Here is a 21,716-nt window from a genome sequence, read left to right as displayed (position 1 = left end):
TAGATCCTACACTGCCCATGTTTAGATCGGCCTGTAATTTTTAGTCAAAAAAATATGATCTAGTTGATCCGGTTTATCTAGATGTTTCCAAACCTATAGCATTTCATGGTGAATTATTGAATTTTCACAAAGCTGCTGATGATGCTGTTGTAGGTTTCGGCCGAAATAAATACAATTTCAAATTGTCAATTGGAGAGATTATTTCGGTAAATAGTGCAGATTATATCCAGATACAGGTTGCAGACCTGCTTGTTTCTTCTGTGAACCATGCTGCAAAGAAAATATTGGACGATGAAGAGGATGATTTCAGCAAGATGCTCTTCTCTTCTGCGCTATATGAAAAAAGTACAAGTGCAGCTATGTGGCCCAGTCACAATGTGACCTTTACTGCTATTGGAAATTGACTTATGTTTTATTATTTAGTTTTTAATTTATCTTGGTATTATGAAAACAGGGGATAAGAAAAAAGTTCTACCTTTTAGTAAATTCCAGAAAATAAGGCTTTTCAGCGTTTATCCCATTCTGGCTCTTGCATTTGCATGGTGCATTGTGAAAATTGATACTTTCACAATCGATTGGCGCCTTTTACCACTTGTATTATTTATCATTGCGGGTGTAACCCACACAATAGCTATCGCATACTATTATAAATACGCAAAAGAAAGAGAAATTACACGATCCACAGGTATTCGTAAAACGGGAAATTATTTTTTATCAACAGCGAGTACGGTAGCACTCATTGGTTTTTATCTTATGTTCGATATATTTCGCCTTTATTAACCAAATAAGTGGTTTGAACTGTTAAAAATCCCAGCAGATTTTCTTATGCAGGGAATACCTACCGCTTTTTTCACCTACAGTTTTGGGAGAGTGAAATGGTATCAAAGTGAAGTGATTTCTCTGACCTGTTTATCTTTATCAGAGAAAATTTCTTTGATAAGAGCGAAAACCGCTAACGCGCCTCTCTGACCTATTCCCTTGCAATTCATTAGGTCTTCTTCAGAAAGGTCAAACAACTGGCCTAAGGTATGAATACCGTTATTGTTAAGTTTACCAACCAGGTTATTGCGTAATCTATGTTTAAAATAGGAAAGGTCGGTGTTATGAAGCTGTTCGTATAAAAATTCACCTTCGCCAAAAACCTTTTTTAATGTCTCGAAAAGGCGAAAGAGCGTGTAATAATCTAGCTGGTGAAAAGATATCTTGGCATTTTTTCTGTCGATTACAGCATCAAGTTTTAAATCGGAAAATTTATTAATCATATATAATTACGTTTGTTTAAAGAGTTAAGTTACGAAAATATATTATCATTTGATCCTGGGTTGCGGTTAACTGGGATTGAATAGAGTCCATTAAAGGAAAACGAATATTTGATAGCAGTAAAATAATTATCCGCTTTAAATACTCAGTCATTCGGACAACGATGAAGGTGAGGGTAACGGCACAAGGTAGACTTCATACATGATACTACAGCCGCATTTATCCATTCCATTTATAAACGCCCTTTGAGCTATCGATTTTGGCGAGTTACAAGGAAATATTCATCGCTTATTTTTAAGCGTACTTATTAATTTGTTGAGGTATACGCTTGAAACGTCATAGTAAAGAATCGTCATCAGAATCACTGGGATTACATACAGTATCTCAAATCGAAAAAGGTAAAAACAATAACCGAAGATCACTCCGCCCATTATTTAAAAAAATAGAATAGTTATCCTGATAAAAAGTTTATTTTTCAACAAGGTTGGCCGATCGGATTTCGGATGAAAGTAGTCGGCTTTTCAAACTAAATTATTTGCATGAACAATCTCAATCATTATGGCAATGAAGCTTTTTATAGTTATATTGCTTAATGATAATCGTTAGAAGTTATGCCCATAAAAACTTTCCCTGAAAATCTGAGTCAAAACAAGGAGCTCTCTATACGTATCGTTTCCCCGGAATTCGGCCATATATCGCCGGAGTCGGCGGCTCAATACGGTCCTGCTCAACGGCTGTCTTATTATTTCTTTCTTTTCATGCTGCACGGGAACAGTCAGGAAGTTATCGATGGGGAAACTATTGAAGTTGCCAAACATGAGCTTTTTTTTGCGTTACCACACCAGCTTAGGCAACTAGCTACAACTGGCCACAGCGTAGACTATTATAAATTGGGATTTGACGATGAGTGCCTTTCGCGATTGCCGAGAAAGTTCCCCTTTTTGCTCAATCCCCTGAACCAGCAAAAAATCAGTTTCCCGCCGAATGCTGCACTTAGGCTTTTGAATACGTTCAATATTTTAAATGATCTGTTACGTGCTGCCGATAATGATCCGGAACTGATCCTGGCTTACCTGAACAGCCTGCTTACAGAAATAAATGCCGCTTATTTTGTATTGCATAAAAAGCACACGGCAGGGGCGCTTGATAAGTTTTTAGGGTTCAAGCTATTTGTAGAAGATAATCTTACTGATCAGCCTGCCATAACGGAGATCGCAGAAAAGTTAGCCTTAAGCACGGATTGTTTGTATAGGATCGTAAAACAGCATTCCGGTGTATCACCGAAAGAATTCATCACAGACCGTTTGATTATCGAGGCAAGGCGTAGAATGTATAATAACCAAAAAAAATCTGTAAAGGAACTGGCATTTGAGCTCGGCTTTAATGACCCCGGCTATTTTTCGCGTTTGTTTAAGAAAGTAACCGGTAAAACGATAGCCGACTTTTATCAGAATTTGTCCTTGTAAAAGCGGTTTTTGTCCGAACTTTACTATTACATTAACCTCATCTTTGTCTAAAATAATTTAATTATGGACAGACAATTTGGTAAAATATTGATAACCGGTGCAACCGGCTTAGTAGGTTCAAGGCTTTTGCCTCGCCTTGTTGAAGCAGGGTATGATTGTTCTGCACTGGTACGTGGCAAAGAAGTTGCGGCCGGAGTAGCGGCTATAGAAGGAGACTTGTTTGATCTGGCAACACTGCAAGAAGCGGTAAAAGATGCAATAGCCATCATTCACCTGGCAGCCGTGTTCCGGTCACCTGACACGGACCTGATCTGGAAAAGTAACCTGGAGGGTACACGCAACCTCATTGATGCCGTAAAGAGCAATGCCTCTGATGCCCGCTTCATTTTCGCAAGCACCAGTCATGTTTATGATGTGGCCAACCCGCATCCCGGCCGGGAGGATGATGCGCTTAACCCACAACATGCCTATCCGGCCAGTAAAGTTGCTGCAGAAAAGGAGTTGCGTGAAAGCGGATTGAATTGGTCAGTTCTTCGCTTCCCATTTGTTTATGGAGATGGCGATGGCCACCTGGAAGAATTGCCTAAACATGTAGTTGCTGCTAAATTTCATCCAGCTATGCGGATGAGCACCATCCACCATCGCGATATATATACGGCTATCGTGATGGCTTTGCAAGGAATCATGGATGGACGAGTGGTCAATATAGCAGATGAGGCCCCAACGACATTATACGAGCTATTGCAGCTTGTTGGCGAAACTATGACTTTATCCGCAGCACCGCTGGTCAACCCTTGGTATCTTCATGCCGATGCATCGCTGGCCCGCAGTCTAGGCTTTCAGGCATCGGTGAGAACCGTCTATCAGGCGTCGCAGGAAAACCTGCTCTGACAACTTACTTTATTGTTTTAACTGGTCGCGCCGGAAATATATCAGACATTTTGGACTATGGCTTTACAGATGAGCAGGCAGCAAAGGCCGCTGAGGTCACAGTTGACTTCGTCCAAAAAGTCCGTACCGCGTATTGAAACCAGGAGGCCACTTTAGCATTTCCGACATTGTCCCTTACACGGGCCGAATCCATCGTGCAAAATTGGTAGCGATCTCGTAACGGCTGCGTTGGAAGCGGGACACAACGTCGTTGCTATCGCACTACCAAAACCAAGAAAATGTTAGCCCATGCCGTTTCAGTTGACTTTAAATAACTTAAATACTTATATCTTATTCTGACAGATGCGGAAGAACCCTTTTTATTACTTATTCAAAATCTTTTTGGTTACAAATTCATTAAAAAAGAAATCCCTGTAGATATTGCCAATCGGTATTTCAGTTTTTCCTATATATATACAGTATTGTTATCTACAGAATCTATTTTATTTACATTGATGATGTATGATTTGCTGACTCTTACAAAGAAACTTTTCGGAAGCAAATCATGGATGGTTTTAATATTCATTAGGGTAACCACTTTTTGATTTTCTAAGTAAATAATAACATAATCTTTTAACCCTTCGATATAAAGTATATCACTAAAATGCACTTTGAACATTCTGCGGTCTGCCCTTACAAAAATATAATCATCGGTTATATTTTCTATGTTGCTGTTTGAATAATCAGTATGGAATGATTTACAATACGTCTGCGCTTTTTCAACCGCTTTTTGAAAGCGCTCTAATTTTACAGGTTTGATCAAATAGTCAATAGCGTCGACTTCATAACTCTCAGAAGCAAATTCATGAAAAGCGGTAGTAAACACCACTAAAGTTTTTTTAGGAATAGTTCTGGCAAATTCAATTCCAATTTCTGCCGGAATAGGTGGAGCAGCAGGAATTCAGCCTAGTGAAGTGGCAGATGAGCTAATGGTTGGATTAGAAACGAACCTATTTGACATTTCGGTAGGAGATACCAAGATCTATGCAAACGCAATCGGTGAGGCAATGTCGAAATTAACGCATGCATAAATTTCATTTATAAATTTTAAGTGATGAACTTAAAAAACAAGACCATATTGATTACGGGAGGGGCTTCTGGAATCGGTTTGGAAGCAGCAAAGCAGTTTTTGACTCTCGGAAATAAAGTGATTATTACCGGACGTAATTTACTCAAGCTTGAGGAAGCAAAAAAAGCATATCCCGAATTAACAATAATCCAATCGGATGCAGCAAACCCGCAAGACGCGATTGCGTTGTTTCAAAAAGTAGAGTATCTAGGTAGAATTGATATTTTATATAATAATGTCGGTGTGATGAGCGGTCCGCTTAATTTAGGTGTAGCAAGCGCTAAACATTTTGAAGCGGCAGAAAACGAGATCAATATTAATTATCTAGGAGTAATTCAACTGAATAATCTATTTATCGAAATGTTGAATGTTTAACCTTTGGTAATTAGTGATTGACGTTAAAATAGCTTACATTTACTAAAATGGAAGAAAACATCGGATTTCCGAAACCGGACAAACGGATCTTGGATGCTTTTATAAGCATGACGATAGAAATAACGAAGTCATATAAATCCCAATACAAAGCTATTGAAGTTAACCTGAAAATTCAGGAAATAATAAGTCAGACATAACAAAGGTGGCCTATAAACGGCCACCTTTGTTATTATTATAAGTCGCTTTGCTCTACGCGCGTCACATTTTCTCTGACTTCTCTCTAGTGTTTTTTGTCACGAAAAGGTGCCGGTAATCAAGTAATGCCGAACCATCACTTTTGAAATAATACCGACTAAAAAAATAATTTTTTAGAAAAAGTAAGCATTCATCTATAGGAACCCATTTTTCGAAGGGAATTCATGTAATAATCAAATAATATAGTAAAATAAAACAGATGCTATTAAAGATAATTAGAAAAGAAAAAATATTCCAGCCCGATTCCCACCGGGTTATCGCAAGGTTTCTGTTTGCCGGAGACGAACGAGCAAAACGTCTCATTACCGCGATATTAAATCTTAGTAATAAACAGCAAGAAGAACAATTCAATCAAGTAATCCGTAATTATTCCAGAAGGCATCGCGACATTAGAAAACGACTCACTAACCATTTCCGGCGGCTTGTACCCCTGATGGAACAAATGGGGCTTGATCCGAAAAACTTACCGGAACACCTACAGTTGCTCTTCGGTTCATATTTTACGATGGAGTATTCCATTGAGGCTGCGGCTTTTTTTAATCCGTCTATGATAGAACATCCCGACCAAACGCAGCTTCATCCCGGACACAAACGCATTATAATTAGCTTCCGCGCGACAGGGGAGGGACATATCTCTTCCATTGTTTTCAGAGAGGGGATACTGGATGCGAATCAAGATATTGAAATCTACGAACCGGGTATGATGCTGGAAGCTCCCGAACATATAAAGAACCATACTTATCATAAGAAGTCCTTTTTGAGAAAATTAAGAGAGATGTGCGAGGAGAGTGGCCAACACAATGATAACGCTTATCAAGCTATTAGTAAAGAGCTTCAAGATGCATTTACCTACGACGAATTGAAGATCTCGTTGCAGAACGCGCAGGCGGAATTGGAAGTCAAACAGGAAAATGCCCTGTTTTTACAAGAAGCGAAATGGCTTGCTTCTTCTAATTATGAAATGACGTTCTCAACGGACACTTCCCTTAGCGAAAGAGTCATCTTTCCAATTGCCGATACAGAGAGAAACGGTATTGAAGATGCGCGTTTCGTGCGTTTCGTGGCGGAAAGCGGCGTAGCAACATATTACGCTACTTACACAGCTTATGACGGAACGGCTATATTACCGAAATTACTGATGACCTATGATTTCTTACATTTTACCGTGATACCGATCCATGGGGCTATAGCACAAAACAAAGGTATGGCATTATTTCCTCGACAGATTAATAGTCGTTATGCTATGCTTTGCAGAATCGATGGTGTGAATAACTATATCGCCTATTCAGACAATATCAATGTTTGGCGAGAAGCAAAATTGATACAGACACCAAGATATCCTTGGGAGCTGGTACAAATGGGTAATTGCGGTTCACCTTTGGAAACCGAAGCCGGATGGTTGATGCTTACGCACGGAGTCGGCCCCATGCGTGAGTATGTACTAGGGGCGTCTTTGTTAGATATCGATAATCCCGAGCTGGAAATCGGGCGATTAAGTGAGCCGTTGCTTATTCCGAATGCCAAAGAGCGGGAGGGCTATGTACCAAATGTAGTTTATTCCTGCGGTGCCTATATCCACGAAGGCGAGCTTGTCATTCCCTACGCCATGTCCGATTACGCGTCTACCTATGCAACAATCAATGTGAGGGAACTTCTGGTGAAGATCCTTGGGGAAGAAGAGAAAAACAATTAACAGCCCAAAATATGGCGGTATACCGTAATGTAATCTTCCGTCATTTTTTCTTTCGTAAACTTGCTTTTGGCCCACTGATGGCATTCATCCCGGGCAAGATCATGGATATGACCGACAGCTTGTACGGCCTCTAACACATCGTTTACCAAAAAACCCGTTGTACCATGCCGGATTAGCTCGGGCATTGCGCCTCTGTTCATGGCAATTACCGGTGTGCCACATAACATAGCCTCGGCAACACTTAATCCGAAAGGTTCATCAAATTCAATAAGGTGAAGCAATGCCGATGCACCACCCAATAAATCGTTTCTTTCGGCGGGTCCAACATTGCCTAAATATTGAATCTGGCCTTCGTCAATGTGGGGCAGAACGTGTTCGGTGAAGTAATGTTGATCTTGGATCAGCCCCGCCAAAATCAGCTGTTTTCCGGTGAGTTTGGCTATCCTAATGGCTAAATGCGCTCCTTTTTCTGGATGTATGCGACCAAAATAAAGCAGATAGTCTCTCCCAGTTGCCGAAAAATGCAGATGGGAAGTGTCAATACCATTATATACAGTTGCTACATAATCTAACTCAGAACACCGATCCGAGTTGCTGATAGCCACATAAAAACAATGTTTATTGTATTTTTTGTAAACAGGAATAATCTTTGGAGATGAAAACCCATGGATGGTAGTAACCATGGGCGTATTGATCAGTTTAGCGTAAGTGAGCGGCAAAAAATCAAAATGATTATGGATGATATCGAAGTCCGCTGCAAGTTCCATGACTTGGCTAATATGTAAGCATTCTTCCACCTTCGGGTCTAATGTAGAGTTTTCTGCGTAACCGGCAGGGCTACTATGGTGAAGCTGCGCTTTCGTTAAGGAATCTGCTGTAGCAAATAAAGTCACTTCTATACCTTGGCCAAGCAATCCCTCCGTTAAATTGGAAGCTACCTGTTCCCACGGACCGTATTTACGTGGAGGGGTACGCCAGGCTATCGGTGCTAATATTGCGACTTTCATCTTGTATAAATTTGCAGTAAGGCTTTTCAAATGTATGTTGGACAGCAAGGTACGAAATGATATAAGCAAGCGTACTTTCCGCTCCCTGGTTGCGGTTTACACCATCTGCTTGCAGGCCATCACAGCACCCGTGCGTCTCGAAATCATAAAGGCTTATACGGAGATCGTTCTCACCCAAAAACCACATAAAGGAGGTGTAGAGTAAGCTGAGATAGCGGGGTTCTCCGCTATAGACATAGGCCTGAAGATATAATAGTACCATGGCCATTGCATCAATAGGTTGTTGCGCAAATGGTGACGGTATCTCCGCTTTTCGATACCAATTTTGATTACCTATAAGGCTCAGATGGCCTTTCTGTAAGGTATGCGACGCTAGAAATGCCATACTTTCAAAAGCGGTTTCTTCAAAGGTTTTATTAGTTGATATTTCGGCGGCATATAGCATAGCCAGAGGAAGCAATGCATTGTCGTAAGCCAAAAGTGATTCGTACCAATGCCATCCGTCTTTACGATGGATTTGGTACTCAGTATGAAGGCGAGTTGCCAGCTTCCGTGTTAATTCGATCATACCTTCGTCAGAAGGATTATCTTGGAGATAATAGTAAAGGCCTATAATGGTATTGGCAATGCTCCGTATCGACTGAAGCTTTTCAAATTGTGGCATCGCCTTGAAAAAAAGTTGACGGGCCATTTGGTAATAGGCATCCATCGGCGAATGGGCCATTGCATATCCAAGCGCCCAAATGGCCCGCCCGAAAGCGTCTTCTGAGCTTACCTTATCCAGAAAGTTGCGATTAAATCCCATAAAATTCCGGAACGTGCCATCCGCATTCTGTGCATAATTAATATAACCTAGGTAAATAGCGATGTATTTAATAGCTCTTTCGCTTTTTGTCCGTCTGTACGCCATCAACATCATAAGCAGCGCCCGTGCATTGTCATCGAGGCAATATCCCTCATGATAATTTGGGATGCCATAGGTAGCATGCTGAAATATTCCCGCGCTATCAGTCAGCCTTTCAATATGATCGAGACGCAGTGGCGGCAATACATTGAGATCTAATGCCGGATCTTTCTTGATAACCAATTTCGGGGTGTTTTCAGCTAGATACTTCGCAAGCGCATAATATCCACCCCCGGTTTTGGGCCAGGTGATGGTTTTTCCGTATTCCCTTGCGCAGTGCCGCATCGACTCCAACTTTTTGGGATGAGCAAGTAGGTCCATCAATATATCAGATAATTGCTGTTCGCCGTTGAAGTTGAACAATTTGCCCCGCCCACCATCCAAAAGTTCTACAGCATGCCAGTAAGGTGTGGATACCACAGCAGACCCAACCCCTACTGCATAAGATAGGGTGCCGCTTGTAATCTGCGCTTCGTGGAGATAGGGAGTCAGATAAATATCCGAGGCGCTGAGATATTTAAACAGGTCATTCTGCGAGGCGTATTGATTTAAGAATATAACATGATCTTCAAGATTAAGCTTTTTAACAAGCCTATGCAAAAACAAACGATACTCTTCACCCGCATGTCTCACAACATTGGGGTGTGTTTTACCGAGTATAATATAAATAGTGTCTGGATATTCTTCCACCACATTTGGCAATGCGGAGATAGCTGTTTCAATACCTTTGTTGCGCCCAATGAAGCCGAACGTTAGCAGCACGTGTTTTCCTGTAAGTCCCAACTCCTGTCGTACCATAGTTCTGTCGTATCGGATGTCTGGTACACCATGAGGTATCATTTCGATTTTTTCGGCCGGCACTTCATATAGTTCTCTGAGCATTTCTACTGCTTTGTTCGTCATCACAACAACTTTTTCTGCTGCCCTGACTATTTCTTTCAAAATCATTGACTCGTTGTAAGATGGCTTTTTCAGGACAGTATGAAAGGTCACTATTACAGGTATTGCCACGTGATGCAGTAGGGTGAGAATAAATACACCATTCTGTCCACCAAAAATGCCATATTCATGTTGTACTATGCAAACGTCTATGCTGTTATTGTTTATAAAATCAGCAGCTTTGAGATAGCTGTCATGATCCTCCTGTTCAATAATGAATTTCACCTCCGGAGGATAGGCATAGGTGTTACCGGGATCATTAATGGCGATTACTATGTTTTCGGATGCTTGAGAAGGTGTTAAATCCCGGATGCTTTCAAACAAGTTTTGCGAGAAAGATCCAATGCCGCACTGCCGAGGTGCATACGTGCCTATAAATGCGATTTTCATTTTTATTTGTGTTAATCTGTGTGCGTGCCCTTACCTATAATACATAAAGAAAGAGAATCTGTATTTGCTTGCTTCTGACCGATGCGGGTAACGAGATAATTGTTCAAGGGAACATCGAAGTCTCTAATATACTCATATATATTGGCATATGCTGTGTTTTTTCGGATCAAAGTGAAATAAATCGAGTCAAGAGCACTTGTTGTTCAGCAAGCTGGACCAAAAATTTTGAAAAAACAGTCACTTCCGATACTATCCCGAGCATAGAAAAAGAGCTATATTGGTTTGAAATATTTCATAAAAGTCGTCTTCTGGTAGCCCGTCCTACTAATTCATTAATTGTAAATAAATTATGAGATGTTGAAGAGAATTTGGTGGATAAGCAATGGATTACCGAGCAGTTTAGCGCTTTGAAAAAAGAGCTATTCGGCCCAAAAGTCGATATTGCAACAGGTGATTCCAACGACCCTTTGCAAAAGGAAATATGGGGCATGAAAACAGGGGATAAGAAAAAAGTTCTACCTTTTAGTAAATTCCAGAAAATAAGGCTTTTCAGCGTTTATCCCATTCTGGCTCTTGCATTTGCATGGTGCATTGTGAAAATTGATACTTTCACAATCGATTGGCGCCTTTTGCCCCTTGTATTATTTATCATTGCTGGTGTGACCCATACAGTAGCTAAACGTCATGCATCAAAATGTTGCACATGCATTCCAAACCCGCATTTGCTGGATGGGTTATACACATAAAATCGAAGTAGATGTATTCGGTACCTTGGTACATTTTGAGCCCGATGAAGAACGGAATTACCGCGCGATATTGCTAGACCCTACAGCAGAATCATCGACAGAAATAAAACCCGGACTTTTACAGGCCATTGCAACCTACTTAGAGGAGCAGATTAAATCTAAATAATGATATAATGTGAGATACTTTTTTCTGCATCCGAGCATATTCTTTTTAAAAGAATAGGTGAGTACATTGTCTAACTTTTTTATGCTTTAGAAAAAGCGGTATTATCGATAAGTTACAGTATAAGCGAAGTTTTTTTGCTAAAGACTTGCTTAGATCAACATTAGTAGAAAAGCACAGAAAGCCTGAAGAATTTTTCTCAAATCTAACAAGTGTCTATACCATTCGTCACGTGAGTATATGTTTCTGTGTAATGAATTATAGTGTTTGTGTAATTATTTTCATAACATAATCTATAATTAATACCTTTCAAAAAAAATAATAAACCACTAAATTGTTAAATTTTATATTATTAATGTAGTGACAATAAATAAGGATCCACCATTTAAATACCATTCGCCTAAAAAAACGACCAAAACGTATAGTTTTCATAATTCCATACCTTTTTCTTGTTCGTTATAATCGATCGGAACATAGTTGACGCTATCACCGATATTTACTGTAATTATTAATTATGCAACAAATTTATATTCACTAGTATTACGTTGAACCAATCTTTATGATATTGACTTTCATTCCGGCTGGATATGAGTATCTGTCAGAATCACAATAATTCAACTCAAAACCTTTAAATATCGTACACATGAAAATTAAACCAATGATTATCCTGCTGATGATCGTTCTGACGTCCTGTAGTAAAGAAACCTTGGATGAGAGTTTTAAGCAAACAATCGCGAGTGCTGAAAAATCATTAAAACTGGATTCCCTGAGTTTAGATACAATAATCCCGATTAAGGAATCACCTTATAAAAAGTTCCTTGAAAAGCCAAAAACAATAGTACCATTGGCAGATAACCCGTCTACTATATATGATATCGCTGGATTCCCGATTAATATCATCGCAAAAGAAAGCAGTACGGGCCAGCGTTTCCTTACTTCACAGGGTGTTGGAAATGTACTCGTTTTACAGGGTGAAAACGCCAATGATCTAAACCAACGGTTTTCACTACAAATCATGCCATTGACAGGTTATGTCCTTATAAAAAATGTTGAAAACAAACTTGTTTCCGCTGGAACCTACGCCAGCCAGCCAGACAACCACGTGTTATATGTAAAGGATGAAACCAGCACGTTGGGTGCATCATGGAGCTTTTTGCCTGGTCAGATAACACCGAGTTCGTATATTTTCCAAAATGCCGACGTATTGGGTTTTGATGGTCCTGAGCCGACACCCATTAATGTGTACAATAAAGTGATCGGCACAGATGGTAACAACATTTATTTCGATAAATACCGAAACCAGGCACGGCAGGAATTTGAAGTCAGGCTTATCGACGATTTTGTGATCGATGAGATCCAATATATCAATGACGCTACGGCTACATTAAACCAAGTTCCCGATTTTACAGTTAATTGGACGTATACTAATGGAACATCCGTACAGCAGAGCATTACGACGAATTTCGGTCAAAAAGCATCCAAGACCTCTAATTTCAATACCCAGAATACATTTACGACCAAAGTGAATACAGAAATTAAAGTAGGAGTTCCATTTTTTGCCAACGGCAAAATTTCGACCGAAATTAGCGGTTCTACGCAGCATACTTACGGTACAAGTGAAACAACAGAGGACACCAGAGATTATAACATACCTATCCTTGTGCCAGCAAATACCAGGGTTGTTGCAACCGCTTCGGTAACTAGGTATGATATGAATGTAAAATACATCGCGACGTTGCGTGGGCTTAACACGAACAAGATCATAAAGGTAGCCGGGGTTTGGAATGGCGTAGATTGCACGGATATAAACATAACCACGCAGGAAACGAACTTGTTGACGAATGAAGTTAAAACAAAAAAAGCTATTAAAGTCATACCAAATTAACACTTGAATTTAAGTGGTTATATATGTTTAGATATTATTCTTTTACACTACTAATCCTCCTGTACCTCATGGGTTGTGCTACCCAGTACAGGAGGGAAAGTATTTTTGTCGGACCAAATAGAGCGACTTTAGGGATGAACAAAGACGAGTTTATTACCAAATTCGGCAAACCATATAAAGAAGATTTTTTTTCTGATGAAAATAAAGTGTTGCATGAAACACTTTATTATAATGAACAGATTTATGCAGGCCAATGGTATATAGTGAATACTATCTTCCGTTTTGAAAACAAAAAACTAGTTGCACAAGAGCAAGGGAAACAAGAGCCAATGTACAATAGGCGCAAAAGCAGCAAATCTGATTAAATCTTCAAAGTTCGCTGTGATATATTATATTTGCAACAATCCGTTAGTGAACGACACCAATTTTATAAAACGCGATGAATAAACTGTTCTTATTGATTTTTTCCATAGTCATTATACTTGGGTGTGATAAACAAACCGATGAGGTTACTCCCGATGATCCGGAAGGACCGCCAAAAGGCGAATTTTTTAAATTAAAAAATATTGAGTTTGTACCTTCAAGTGATGAGAGCATCGAAACATTTAATGTCCCACGTAAGTCACTTGATTTCAGCAACGGAACATCCGTGCGTCAACTGGTGGTTATCACTCCTAGTAAAGACTTGGTCGAAACTTCGATTTTTCAAAGCGAGGAGTTTAAAAAGTACGACCTATTAGATACAACAGGCATAGCCGTGCCATTAAATATTGATGAAAGTGGAAATATCTCTTTGGGAGAAAGCAAATGGCCATTTAAAGATAGCGTAGCTGAGATGCCAACGGCTTTGGATCTAAACGATTCAATTTATGTAGAACCAAGCAAAAAATTACATGTAAATCTAAGTGTAAATATGATTAAATATAAGTCTTCATATACTGCTCTACTGGTCGGTGAAGAGTCGGGAAAAGAAGTAAAAATAACCGGTGAATGGATGGGCATTTATCCTGTAAATGCCAACGTTAAGTATCAGATCGATAATCTGTAACCGACTTTCAATGTGTCTATAAACAGCCGTCAAGCTGTTGTTCAAATGTCGAATACTGTGGTTTAGCAGTTGCATACTTTTCCGATACGTATTCGGAACAGAAATATTTTGTTAAAAAAATAAGATATTATAGAGTGCTCAATTACGCAACCAGCAACTAAAATTCGTATTGTCAGGGTTGTGAATATGGTATTTGCCGACGGGGAACACTAATCCTTTCAAATCCTGCTAGGTTCACACCATATCTTCCCCCGTAAAATGTCTATAAGCGTCTGCGAGTACTTTTACCTCATCCATTGCCATAATCTGCCTTATCCGGTCCACGTCAACAGAGGGTTCTTTCCCATAACGCCAGTAATAACCTTTCGATAAACAAACCAGCCATTTAGCGGCATGGCGAATTTCCTTCACTTTTATTCCAGTGATCTCCGTTGCTTCTGTAATATTGTTGTAGGTGTGTTGTAATATGCCGTTATGATCATATTGTGATACAGGCTGGTCTAAGTTTCCGTTAGGTGATTCTTCCAGTTTACTTTTAAAATCATCAAAGCTGAAAGGGCTTTTCTGCCTGCCTGTTTCATACATGCGCTGCGCTTTGCCCTTCTGATTTAATCGCAAAAGCATCTGCGGCCGAATATCTAGTCCGCCATCAGCTATTTTGATGACAATGTCTTTATCGTTTAGGTCAAAGGGTTCAACGAAACAGTAGTATACCATGCGATGCACCTGAAATGAAATGAATTTTCCCTCTATCTTCGTTTCGAGTTGTAATGCATGTATATAGTCGTCTCTGAATTTATTATAGCTTTTATTCACAGCCGGAAGCATAATCATTTCTTTAAGCACGCATTTAACCCCATTGAAACGTACAGATAAGCGTTCGAGACGTTTTACACGGCCATGATTGGATACAAGCAAGAACTTTTCAAGGTGGGGGATGGGTAGCCACTGCTCACCGGGTCTGTCGTTTAATGACCTGTCTCTATGTGCTGGAGTGGCTGTGTTAATCGCTTTTCTTTGCTTGTTCATAAATTTACATTATTGATTATAGTTTAAGCTTTTTATAGTGATGGCCCAGTCGCCAAATAAAACCACCTGCATTCTCCGATTCGTTGTTCACGTTTTTCATAATGCTACGGTGACTAATGTTGTTCAGTTTTGCGGCCTCCGATATAGCTAAATACCTTTCCAATGGATTCCCCTCAAGATCGAATTTAGTTATCCTACTCCCTCTGGTCTCTCGATAATCCTTGCCTGGTTTTTCTGCAAGGTCAATTACTAAGTCATCACCCGGCCTCCAATAAAAGCCGCCCATCAAGTGATAGGGGTGCCGCAGGGCATACCGAATGTTATCATACCAGATTCCGGTTTTCTTGCGTGCCTTTAAAATGCTTGTAAAAGTCTCTACCAGTTGGCCTTTCAGATCGTAGCAGGAAACCATCTTGGCCTGTATGGCATTAGACGCATTCACTGCACGCTCTTTATAGGAGGGATCATAAAGAAAGGTAGGCTGCTGCCTGCCCGTTTCATACGTACGTTTAGATTTCTCGCTCAGTGTTATCTTCTTCAGATATTTCGGCCGTATGTCCAATCCGTTATCTTTTATAGAAATGATTATATTATTTTTGTCTGTTAGGTCATAAGCTTCTACAAAACAATAGTAAACCATCCGTTGCACTTGAAAGGAAACATAACGTCCCTCCACCTGTGCCTGTATTTGAAAACGGTACGTAAAATCATTTTTCAGCTTGTTTTCGCAGTAATTGATTGAAGGAAGTATAATTTTTTCGGCAGTAGTGAATTTCCTTCCGATACTATCGAACGAATAACGCCGGAGTCTTTTAACTCTTCCATAATTTGAAACGGCAAAATAATGTTCGAAACCAGGTACCGGTTTCCATTTTTCTCCAGGTCTATCCGTGAGGCTCTGGTCGCGATAAGGTTTTGATATGTCGGTATATAATTTGTCTAGCTGTGCCATAGAAAAGCGGTTTAACAGTAGATCGAAAAAAGCAATTTACTGAAAAGCAGTCATGTACACAAATATGAGTATAGTGTTCCTGTTGAGGTGTTAATTTCGGAACAATTATGCTTATTTAAAGAGAGACGCTAGCACTTTCATATTAATTTGTTTACCCAAAAAATAGTATTCTCTTTTTTGAAAATATTTTTGCTCTTTTTGTATTAATTTAATTAAATCAATCTTCTGATCAAACTCTTTTTAGCTTCTTCAAAGCGAAAAAATGCAATATTATTTTGCTAAAAATATTAGATTTTATATCTTTGCATCATACCTAAATCTGAATGAGCCAAAGTAAACAACAAGCGAATCAGTATGATAAGATTATCAAGGAGAATCTGGAGTTGACCTTGCCGGTCATTGTCCGCGAGGTACTTGGATTGGATATTGTTAGGAGCGAGGAGCTTCCAGACGATATACAGCATACAAAAGAACGAAGACCTGACACATTGAAGAAGCTAGCTTCGCTGGTTCTCTGAAAGTCGATATTTCAAGCAATTACGATTTGTACAATTGCGCAGCAATTTGGAAACACAATTCATTTGTAATTAGTTTTTTATTTTTAAGGCCAAATGGAGCTTTCATGTTTTGTCTGTTTTAGTTGGAGCATGAATGGTTTAAAAAAGCTATGGAAGCAGTAAGCAAATTTTTTAAGGAAGAAAAAGATTTTCTTTATCGCAAAGGCGAAGCAAAGAAAAGTCATGATGTGGTAGAGAACCTTATTATAGACTTTGGCTTTACAGATGAGCAGGCGGAAAAGGCTGCTGAGGTCACAGTTGACTTCGTCCAAAAAGTCCGTGCCGATTTGGCTAAAAAGAAGAAGAATTAAAAAATTCACACAAATATATAGTAAAGCTATTCCTTGGTTTGAGGGATAGCTTTTCTTTTTTAAGGTACTTCAGATATTTCGGCCGTATATCCAATCCATTGTCTTTTATAGAAATGACCACATTATTTTTGTCGGTAAGGTCATAAGCTTCTACAAAACAATAGTAAACCATCCGTTGCACTTTAAAGGAAATATAACGTCCCTCCACTTGTGTCTGTATTTGAAAACTGATTAAGGCAAAATCAGCAACTGCTATTATTTCGCAGTATAATAATCCCAAGTTGCTTTTGCTATACTCGCAATCATGTCCTCTCCAACCTCATATTTTTCCGTTGTGTTAAATACAAACACTGCTATTGCAAAATGTTTTCCGTTGGGTAATTGCACAATTCCTACATCATTGATCGCAGCAGTTAATCCTTCATCATTGGTAAAAGAACTCCCTGGTCTATGAGCAACTTCTTGGTTTTCGGGCAGTTTGCCTTTTATCCGGTTCGGTCCAACGACAGTTTCTACCATAGTTTCATACAGGAATTCGGTTGTTGGTTTAGCCAAAATCTTTCCTTGGTAAAACTGCATTCGGGTACCACTACTTGCTAAATTAATGATACACTAGTTGATTTTTTTACAACAAAATTGGCAAATTTCTATATGTTTTGTAATTTTAGGATCAAACGAGCAACTTTAGCAAGTTAATCCATACCAAAACCTCATGCTCATGGCTACACACACACTTATTATGCGCGATATGTTTGATGCGCCAACAGCTGTTCATATCAATGACATACTTTTCGTAATGCCGGTTTTGGATAAAAAACATCTATTGCAGGTGTATGATAAAAATGGACAAGCCTTTATTTCCGATGTTAATATTTTTCATGATGCAGTCAACACAAATCAACATAGCCTGAAGAGTCTGAAAAACGATGTATGGATAGACCAAGATTACTGGAGTTCGGATCAACAAAAACCGAACACATTTGTAATGGTTTCTTTTCTTGGGAGAATCACAGAAGTATCACCCCATGATATTTTATTAATCGTACAAAAAGGATCAGTATATACAGTCTATTCCGAGAGCAACATATTTTTTAGGCCAACTACCATTCCTTTAAACGTGTTATGCCCCTCCCATGCATTCAATTTTAGAGCTAACATTGCCTGCCGAAAAGGTATGCAACCAGAAGACGTACAGCGGAGAACGTATGCGGTAGCATTGAACGGGTATATTAAACGTTGATAATATGTTGCTCATGTGTACCACAAAGCCATTATTATAATAACCTCTGCTTTATTTGGGTCTGGAGTATCCTACGTTTCCGAAATACCAGGAATCACTACTATTACTGAAAAAATCGTAAGTGACGGAACTTGACTAAATGTAAATCAAACCTCAACGCTCACTTTTCTTAAGAAATTCCGAACTCTCCATGGGTTGCACTCTTGTAATATTTTTGCTAAAAATATTAGTCAAATAAGTTGTTTTTATTATCTTTACAAAAACCAAAATCTATTTCTTATGACCAACACAACCTACCCACAGGCTGGAAAATTTATTGATCCGTTAAGCGACTGGGGTTTCCGTCATTATTTCGGAAGTGAACCCAACAAGGAAATTCTCATTGAATTCCTGAATGACCTGTTTGAGGGCGAAAAATACATTGAAGATCTGGAATACGGGCCTACAGAACATGACGGAGATGACGATGAGGATAAGCGTGTAATATTTGACCTGCACTGTAAAGGAAAGAACGGAGAATTCTTTATTGTTGAGATGCAACGCATCAGGCAGGAGTATTTTAAAGACAGAGCATTATATTATACATCGCGTCTTATCCAGAGGCAGCTACCCAAAGGGAAGGCATTCAATAATTATCAGTTACCTGAAGTATACCTTATTGCTGTACTGGAGTTTCGCATGAATGAAGAGAAAAGAGAACAGTATTTTCATGATATTGCATTGACTGACAAATCTACGGGTGAAATTTTTTACAGGAAACTGGGATTTAAATTCCTCCAATTACCTAACTTTGTTAAAAATGAGGGTCGGCTGGAGAGTGAACGGGACAAATGGTTCTATCTTCTCAAGCATATGAGCAGTATGGATGAAACCCCAAAATTTTTGGATAAACGAGTTTTTAAGCTTATCTTTAAGATAGGAGAAGTGTCTAAATTAAAAAAGGAGGAACGTATGGCGTACGAAGCTAGTTTAAAAGCGAAATGGGATACCCAGAATGCCTTTGATTCGGTAAAAAGGGAAGCAACGGAAAAGAAAAGCTACGATGTGGTAGAGAACCTTATTATAATGCTTAGGTTATCCGATGAACAAGCTGCGGAGATTGCTGAAGTATCAATAGACTTCGTCCAAAAAGTCCGTGCCGATTTGGCTAAAAAGAAGAAGAATTAAAAGATTCACATAAATATATAGTAAAGCTATTCCTTGGTTTGAGGGATAGCTTTTCTTTTTAAATCTTCTTCAGATATTTCGGTCGTATATCCAATCCATTGTCTTTTATAGAAATGATCACATTATTTTTGTCGAAGAGGTCATAAGTTTCTACAAAGCAATAGTAAACCATCCGTTGCACTTGAAAGGAAACATAACGTCCCTCCACTTGTGTCTGTATTTGAAAGCGGTACGTATAATCATTTTCAGTTTGTTGAATTATTATGTGTCGTGTTAGATTTCATAACGCCGAAAAATTTCTAAAATCATTGGCCGGATCTTATGAAGCATCCCATCGAATCCAAGGTCGTTTGGATGAACACCGTCTGTGATCCCTTACTGATCATCGCCTAGTAGGCCATCTGCATAAATAAGATACAAGTTCTGGTCAGAGGTAATTGTTGGGTCATGTTCCATTTCGTTTTGACAATGTACAACAATCAATAGAACAAAAGATTGTAGCGGATAGCCCTCAAGCAAAGACGATAATGAGGTCCTCTTTTAACCTTATAGGCAATGACTGTAAAAAGAATAGTTATTGCAAAGAAATACCCTAAAATGGCAAAATAAAGCGATGATGCTATATTGATCTTTGCGCTTATAAAATAATTAAGCATCATGATTAGGTCTTTGGGAAAAAAAAAACAATCGTCAACTACATCTCGTAAAATATTCATTCTTTTAGCTATATGCTGTGTCGCCGTTGCTACTCCATTTTCATTTACAGGAATAGCAGTTGGTTTACCCGCAATTAGCAATACGCTCGGCGGTAGTCCCATCCAGCTAAACTGGGCTATAAATTCCTTTTTATTAACTTTTGGCAGCACCTTGATGGCTGCCGGAACACTTGCCGATAACTACGGACGTAAACGCGTTCTTTTAATAGGCTCGATAATCTATGGGATGTTTTCGGTTTGTTTGGCTTTTTTCACTATTAACTTGGTTTGGTTTGATTTACTTAGAGCATTTCAAGGGATAGGTGCAGCTGCGGCATTTGCCGGTGGCTTTGCATCACTATCTCAGGAATTTGAAGGACAACAAAGACTACGAGCATTCAGTATCGTCGGAACTAGTTTTGGCATTGGATTAGCCTTTGGGCCTATTGTAGCGGGGTGGCTTATTGCAACCTTTGGTTGGCAGGCAATCTTTGTGCTTACAGCAACCTTGGCAGTAATAGCCTTTTTTTTAGCCATGGTCTTCATGACAGAATCTCGTGATCCTGAAGCCTCTGGGCTTGACTGGAAGGGTGCCATCAGTTTTACGTTAGCACTTTCTTTATTTACTTTTGGGATAATTCAGGGCCCGGAAAGCGGCTGGAATCATCCATTTGTGGTAACACTATTGATTGCAGCTGTAGTCCTATTTGTAGCATTTGTGATGATCGAACGTTCAAGTGAGCGTCCCATGCTTGATCTGAGTCTGTTTCGCTTTCCCCGTTTTTTAGGTGCACAGCTGTTGGCGGTAGCACCGTCTTTTGCATTTGTAGTACTTCTTGTACTGCTTCCCATACGTTTCGTCGGGATTGAAGAAATGGATGAGATAGCTGTGGGTAAGATTATGATGGCACTTTCCGCTCCTTTCCTTATTTTACCTATAGCTTCTGGGTATATGACTCGTTGGTTTACCCCAGGAATAATTTGTAGTATCGGCTTTGCAATATCGGCAATAGGACTCTACTGGTTGGGGCACTTTACTGATGGTTCTGAAATTGATACGTTAATAGGATCGCTACTAACCATTGGTGTAGGAATCAGTTTACCATGGGGATTAATGGACGGACTAGCTGTAAGTGTAGTACCGAAAGAAAGAGCCGGTATGGCAACTGGTATTTTTAGTACCTCTCGTGTAGCCGGAGAAGGGCTCGTAATAGCTGTAGTAACAGCAATATTTTCTGCTTTGACAAGTGGTAACATTGAGAAAGTTGCAGGAAAGAATGCGAGTTTGGTTGCTCAGCGACTTGTTACCGGAGATATCAAAGAAGCATTGGTACTAGTGCCATCCGTAGAAAAAGCGGACTTACATCAGGTTTATAGTAAAGGATTTTCAACGCTTATGTTTTTGTTATGCGGTATCACAGTGCTTACAGCACTGTTTGTTTTCATTTTTCTTCGAAAAGAAGTCGATACGGTAGAGGAATAGAATCAAGATGTAATGCAGTAAAAAGATGATAATCCGTGATAGTTGTCAGTTATTTTTCAAATAATTTAGAAACTAACCAAAATGGCAATGAAATACCTCAAAACGGCTAAATATTAAGCACAGAATATTCTCAACTTTGTTATAAATGTAAG

General features: G+C 39.3%; 24 protein-coding genes. 17 read left to right on the top strand and 7 right to left on the bottom strand.

What is annotated here, in order from left to right; translation table 11 throughout:
• The first annotated feature begins 116 nt into the window (after positions 1-116).
• Together BMY50_RS07000 and BMY50_RS06995 are read left to right on the top strand one after the other, a co-directional pair.
• Complete coding sequence (locus BMY50_RS07000) at positions 117-404, top strand: hypothetical protein (protein WP_093320977.1); 288 nt, start codon at positions 117-119, stop codon at positions 402-404.
• A 40-nt stretch (positions 405-444) separates the two neighbouring features.
• Complete coding sequence (locus BMY50_RS06995; protein ID WP_093320974.1) at positions 445-780, top strand: hypothetical protein; 336 nt, start codon at positions 445-447, stop codon at positions 778-780.
• A gap of 101 nt (positions 781-881) precedes the next feature.
• Here BMY50_RS06995 and BMY50_RS06990 read toward each other — a convergent pair whose 3' ends face one another.
• Entirely contained in the window at positions 882-1,262 is a 381-nt protein-coding gene (locus BMY50_RS06990) for a DNA-directed RNA polymerase subunit alpha C-terminal domain-containing protein (protein WP_093320969.1), read from the bottom strand.
• Positions 1,263-1,871: 609 nt separating this feature from the next.
• On the opposite strand from BMY50_RS06990, the gene BMY50_RS06985 reads away from it, so the two are divergent.
• Both BMY50_RS06985 and BMY50_RS06980 read left to right on the top strand, forming a co-directional pair.
• Entirely contained in the window at positions 1,872-2,726 is an 855-nt protein-coding gene (locus BMY50_RS06985; protein WP_093320965.1) for an AraC family transcriptional regulator, read from the top strand.
• A 63-nt stretch (positions 2,727-2,789) separates the two neighbouring features.
• Positions 2,790-3,617 (top strand): NAD-dependent epimerase/dehydratase family protein, encoded by an 828-nt coding sequence (locus tag BMY50_RS06980; RefSeq protein ID WP_093320962.1) that lies wholly within the window; start codon positions 2,790-2,792, stop codon positions 3,615-3,617.
• Positions 3,618-4,062: 445 nt separating this feature from the next.
• Here BMY50_RS06980 and BMY50_RS06975 read toward each other — a convergent pair whose 3' ends face one another.
• Positions 4,063-4,482 (bottom strand): LytR/AlgR family response regulator transcription factor, encoded by a 420-nt coding sequence (locus BMY50_RS06975; RefSeq protein WP_202907757.1) that lies wholly within the window; start codon positions 4,480-4,482, stop codon positions 4,063-4,065.
• 228 nt (positions 4,483-4,710) lie between these two features.
• On the opposite strand from BMY50_RS06975, the gene BMY50_RS06970 reads away from it, so the two are divergent.
• The 3 genes from BMY50_RS06970 (at position 4,711) to BMY50_RS06965 (ending at position 7,048) form a co-directional block, all read left to right on the top strand.
• Positions 4,711-5,100 (top strand): SDR family NAD(P)-dependent oxidoreductase, encoded by a 390-nt coding sequence (locus BMY50_RS06970; protein ID WP_093320956.1) that lies wholly within the window; start codon positions 4,711-4,713, stop codon positions 5,098-5,100.
• Between the two features lie 47 nt (positions 5,101-5,147).
• Complete coding sequence (locus BMY50_RS28110) at positions 5,148-5,297, top strand: hypothetical protein (RefSeq protein ID WP_162276549.1); 150 nt, start codon at positions 5,148-5,150, stop codon at positions 5,295-5,297.
• 257 nt (positions 5,298-5,554) lie between these two features.
• Complete coding sequence (locus BMY50_RS06965; RefSeq protein WP_093320951.1) at positions 5,555-7,048, top strand: glycoside hydrolase family 130 protein; 1,494 nt, start codon at positions 5,555-5,557, stop codon at positions 7,046-7,048.
• Here BMY50_RS06965 and BMY50_RS06960 read toward each other — a convergent pair.
• A complete protein-coding gene (locus BMY50_RS06960; RefSeq protein ID WP_093320947.1) occupies positions 7,045-8,055 on the bottom strand; it encodes a glycosyltransferase family 4 protein in 1,011 nt (336 codons plus the stop codon). The two genes, BMY50_RS06965 and BMY50_RS06960, sit on opposite strands and share 4 nt — an antisense overlap.
• A complete protein-coding gene (locus BMY50_RS06955; RefSeq protein ID WP_093320942.1) occupies positions 8,006-10,288 on the bottom strand; it encodes a glycosyltransferase family 4 protein in 2,283 nt (760 codons plus the stop codon). Before BMY50_RS06955 ends, BMY50_RS06960 begins: the two co-directional genes overlap by 50 nt.
• A gap of 371 nt (positions 10,289-10,659) precedes the next feature.
• Here BMY50_RS06955 and BMY50_RS06950 point away from each other — a divergent pair, with 371 nt between their 5' ends.
• From BMY50_RS06950 to BMY50_RS06930, 5 genes are all read left to right on the top strand, one after another.
• Complete coding sequence (locus BMY50_RS06950; RefSeq protein ID WP_093320937.1) at positions 10,660-11,034, top strand: hypothetical protein; 375 nt, start codon at positions 10,660-10,662, stop codon at positions 11,032-11,034.
• The gene (locus tag BMY50_RS06945) at positions 11,018-11,200 is read left to right on the top strand and encodes a hypothetical protein (protein WP_093320933.1); all 183 of its coding nucleotides are present in this window, start codon (positions 11,018-11,020) and stop codon (positions 11,198-11,200) included. Before BMY50_RS06950 ends, BMY50_RS06945 begins: the two co-directional genes overlap by 17 nt.
• Positions 11,201-11,840: 640 nt before the next feature.
• Complete coding sequence (locus BMY50_RS06940) at positions 11,841-13,082, top strand: ETX/MTX2 family pore-forming toxin (RefSeq protein WP_093320930.1); 1,242 nt, start codon at positions 11,841-11,843, stop codon at positions 13,080-13,082.
• A gap of 23 nt (positions 13,083-13,105) precedes the next feature.
• Positions 13,106-13,447, top strand: coding sequence for a hypothetical protein (locus tag BMY50_RS06935; RefSeq protein ID WP_139202226.1), 342 nt, complete (start codon positions 13,106-13,108; stop codon positions 13,445-13,447).
• A gap of 74 nt (positions 13,448-13,521) precedes the next feature.
• Complete coding sequence (locus tag BMY50_RS06930; RefSeq protein WP_093320924.1) at positions 13,522-14,130, top strand: hypothetical protein; 609 nt, start codon at positions 13,522-13,524, stop codon at positions 14,128-14,130.
• A 234-nt stretch (positions 14,131-14,364) separates the two neighbouring features.
• Here the strand turns inward: BMY50_RS06930 and BMY50_RS06925 are convergent, their stop codons facing one another.
• The gene (locus BMY50_RS06925) at positions 14,365-15,159 is read right to left on the bottom strand and encodes an NUMOD4 domain-containing protein (RefSeq protein ID WP_093320920.1); all 795 of its coding nucleotides are present in this window, start codon (positions 15,157-15,159) and stop codon (positions 14,365-14,367) included.
• Between the two features lie 16 nt (positions 15,160-15,175).
• On the bottom strand, positions 15,176-16,111 hold the full coding sequence (locus BMY50_RS06920) for an NUMOD4 domain-containing protein (protein ID WP_093320916.1): 936 nt from the start codon (positions 16,109-16,111) through the stop codon (positions 15,176-15,178).
• Between the two features lie 323 nt (positions 16,112-16,434).
• On the opposite strand from BMY50_RS06920, the gene BMY50_RS28435 reads away from it, so the two are divergent.
• Entirely contained in the window at positions 16,435-16,629 is a 195-nt protein-coding gene (locus BMY50_RS28435) for a hypothetical protein (RefSeq protein WP_238383686.1), read from the top strand.
• Positions 16,630-16,778: 149 nt separating this feature from the next.
• The gene (locus tag BMY50_RS28430; RefSeq protein ID WP_238383685.1) at positions 16,779-16,979 is read left to right on the top strand and encodes a hypothetical protein; all 201 of its coding nucleotides are present in this window, start codon (positions 16,779-16,781) and stop codon (positions 16,977-16,979) included.
• Positions 16,980-17,234: 255 nt separating this feature from the next.
• Here the strand turns inward: BMY50_RS28430 and BMY50_RS06905 are convergent, their stop codons facing one another.
• Complete coding sequence (locus BMY50_RS06905) at positions 17,235-17,558, bottom strand: serine hydrolase (RefSeq protein WP_093320911.1); 324 nt, start codon at positions 17,556-17,558, stop codon at positions 17,235-17,237.
• A gap of 139 nt (positions 17,559-17,697) precedes the next feature.
• Between BMY50_RS06905 and BMY50_RS06900 the strand changes: the two genes are divergently transcribed.
• From BMY50_RS06900 to BMY50_RS06890, 3 genes are all read left to right on the top strand, one after another.
• Positions 17,698-18,219, top strand: coding sequence for a hypothetical protein (locus BMY50_RS06900; protein WP_139202225.1), 522 nt, complete (start codon positions 17,698-17,700; stop codon positions 18,217-18,219).
• Positions 18,220-18,498: 279 nt separating this feature from the next.
• On the top strand, positions 18,499-19,386 hold the full coding sequence (locus BMY50_RS06895; RefSeq protein ID WP_093320902.1) for an Rpn family recombination-promoting nuclease/putative transposase: 888 nt from the start codon (positions 18,499-18,501) through the stop codon (positions 19,384-19,386).
• Positions 19,387-20,043: 657 nt separating this feature from the next.
• Complete coding sequence (locus BMY50_RS06890) at positions 20,044-21,564, top strand: MFS transporter (RefSeq protein ID WP_093320897.1); 1,521 nt, start codon at positions 20,044-20,046, stop codon at positions 21,562-21,564.
• Positions 21,565-21,716 lie beyond the last annotated feature (152 nt).

It is taken from the genome of Olivibacter domesticus (assembly GCF_900109575.1).
GTDB lineage: Bacteria > Bacteroidota > Bacteroidia > Sphingobacteriales > Sphingobacteriaceae > Olivibacter > Olivibacter domesticus.
This window is presented reverse-complemented; position numbering and strand designations above follow the sequence as displayed.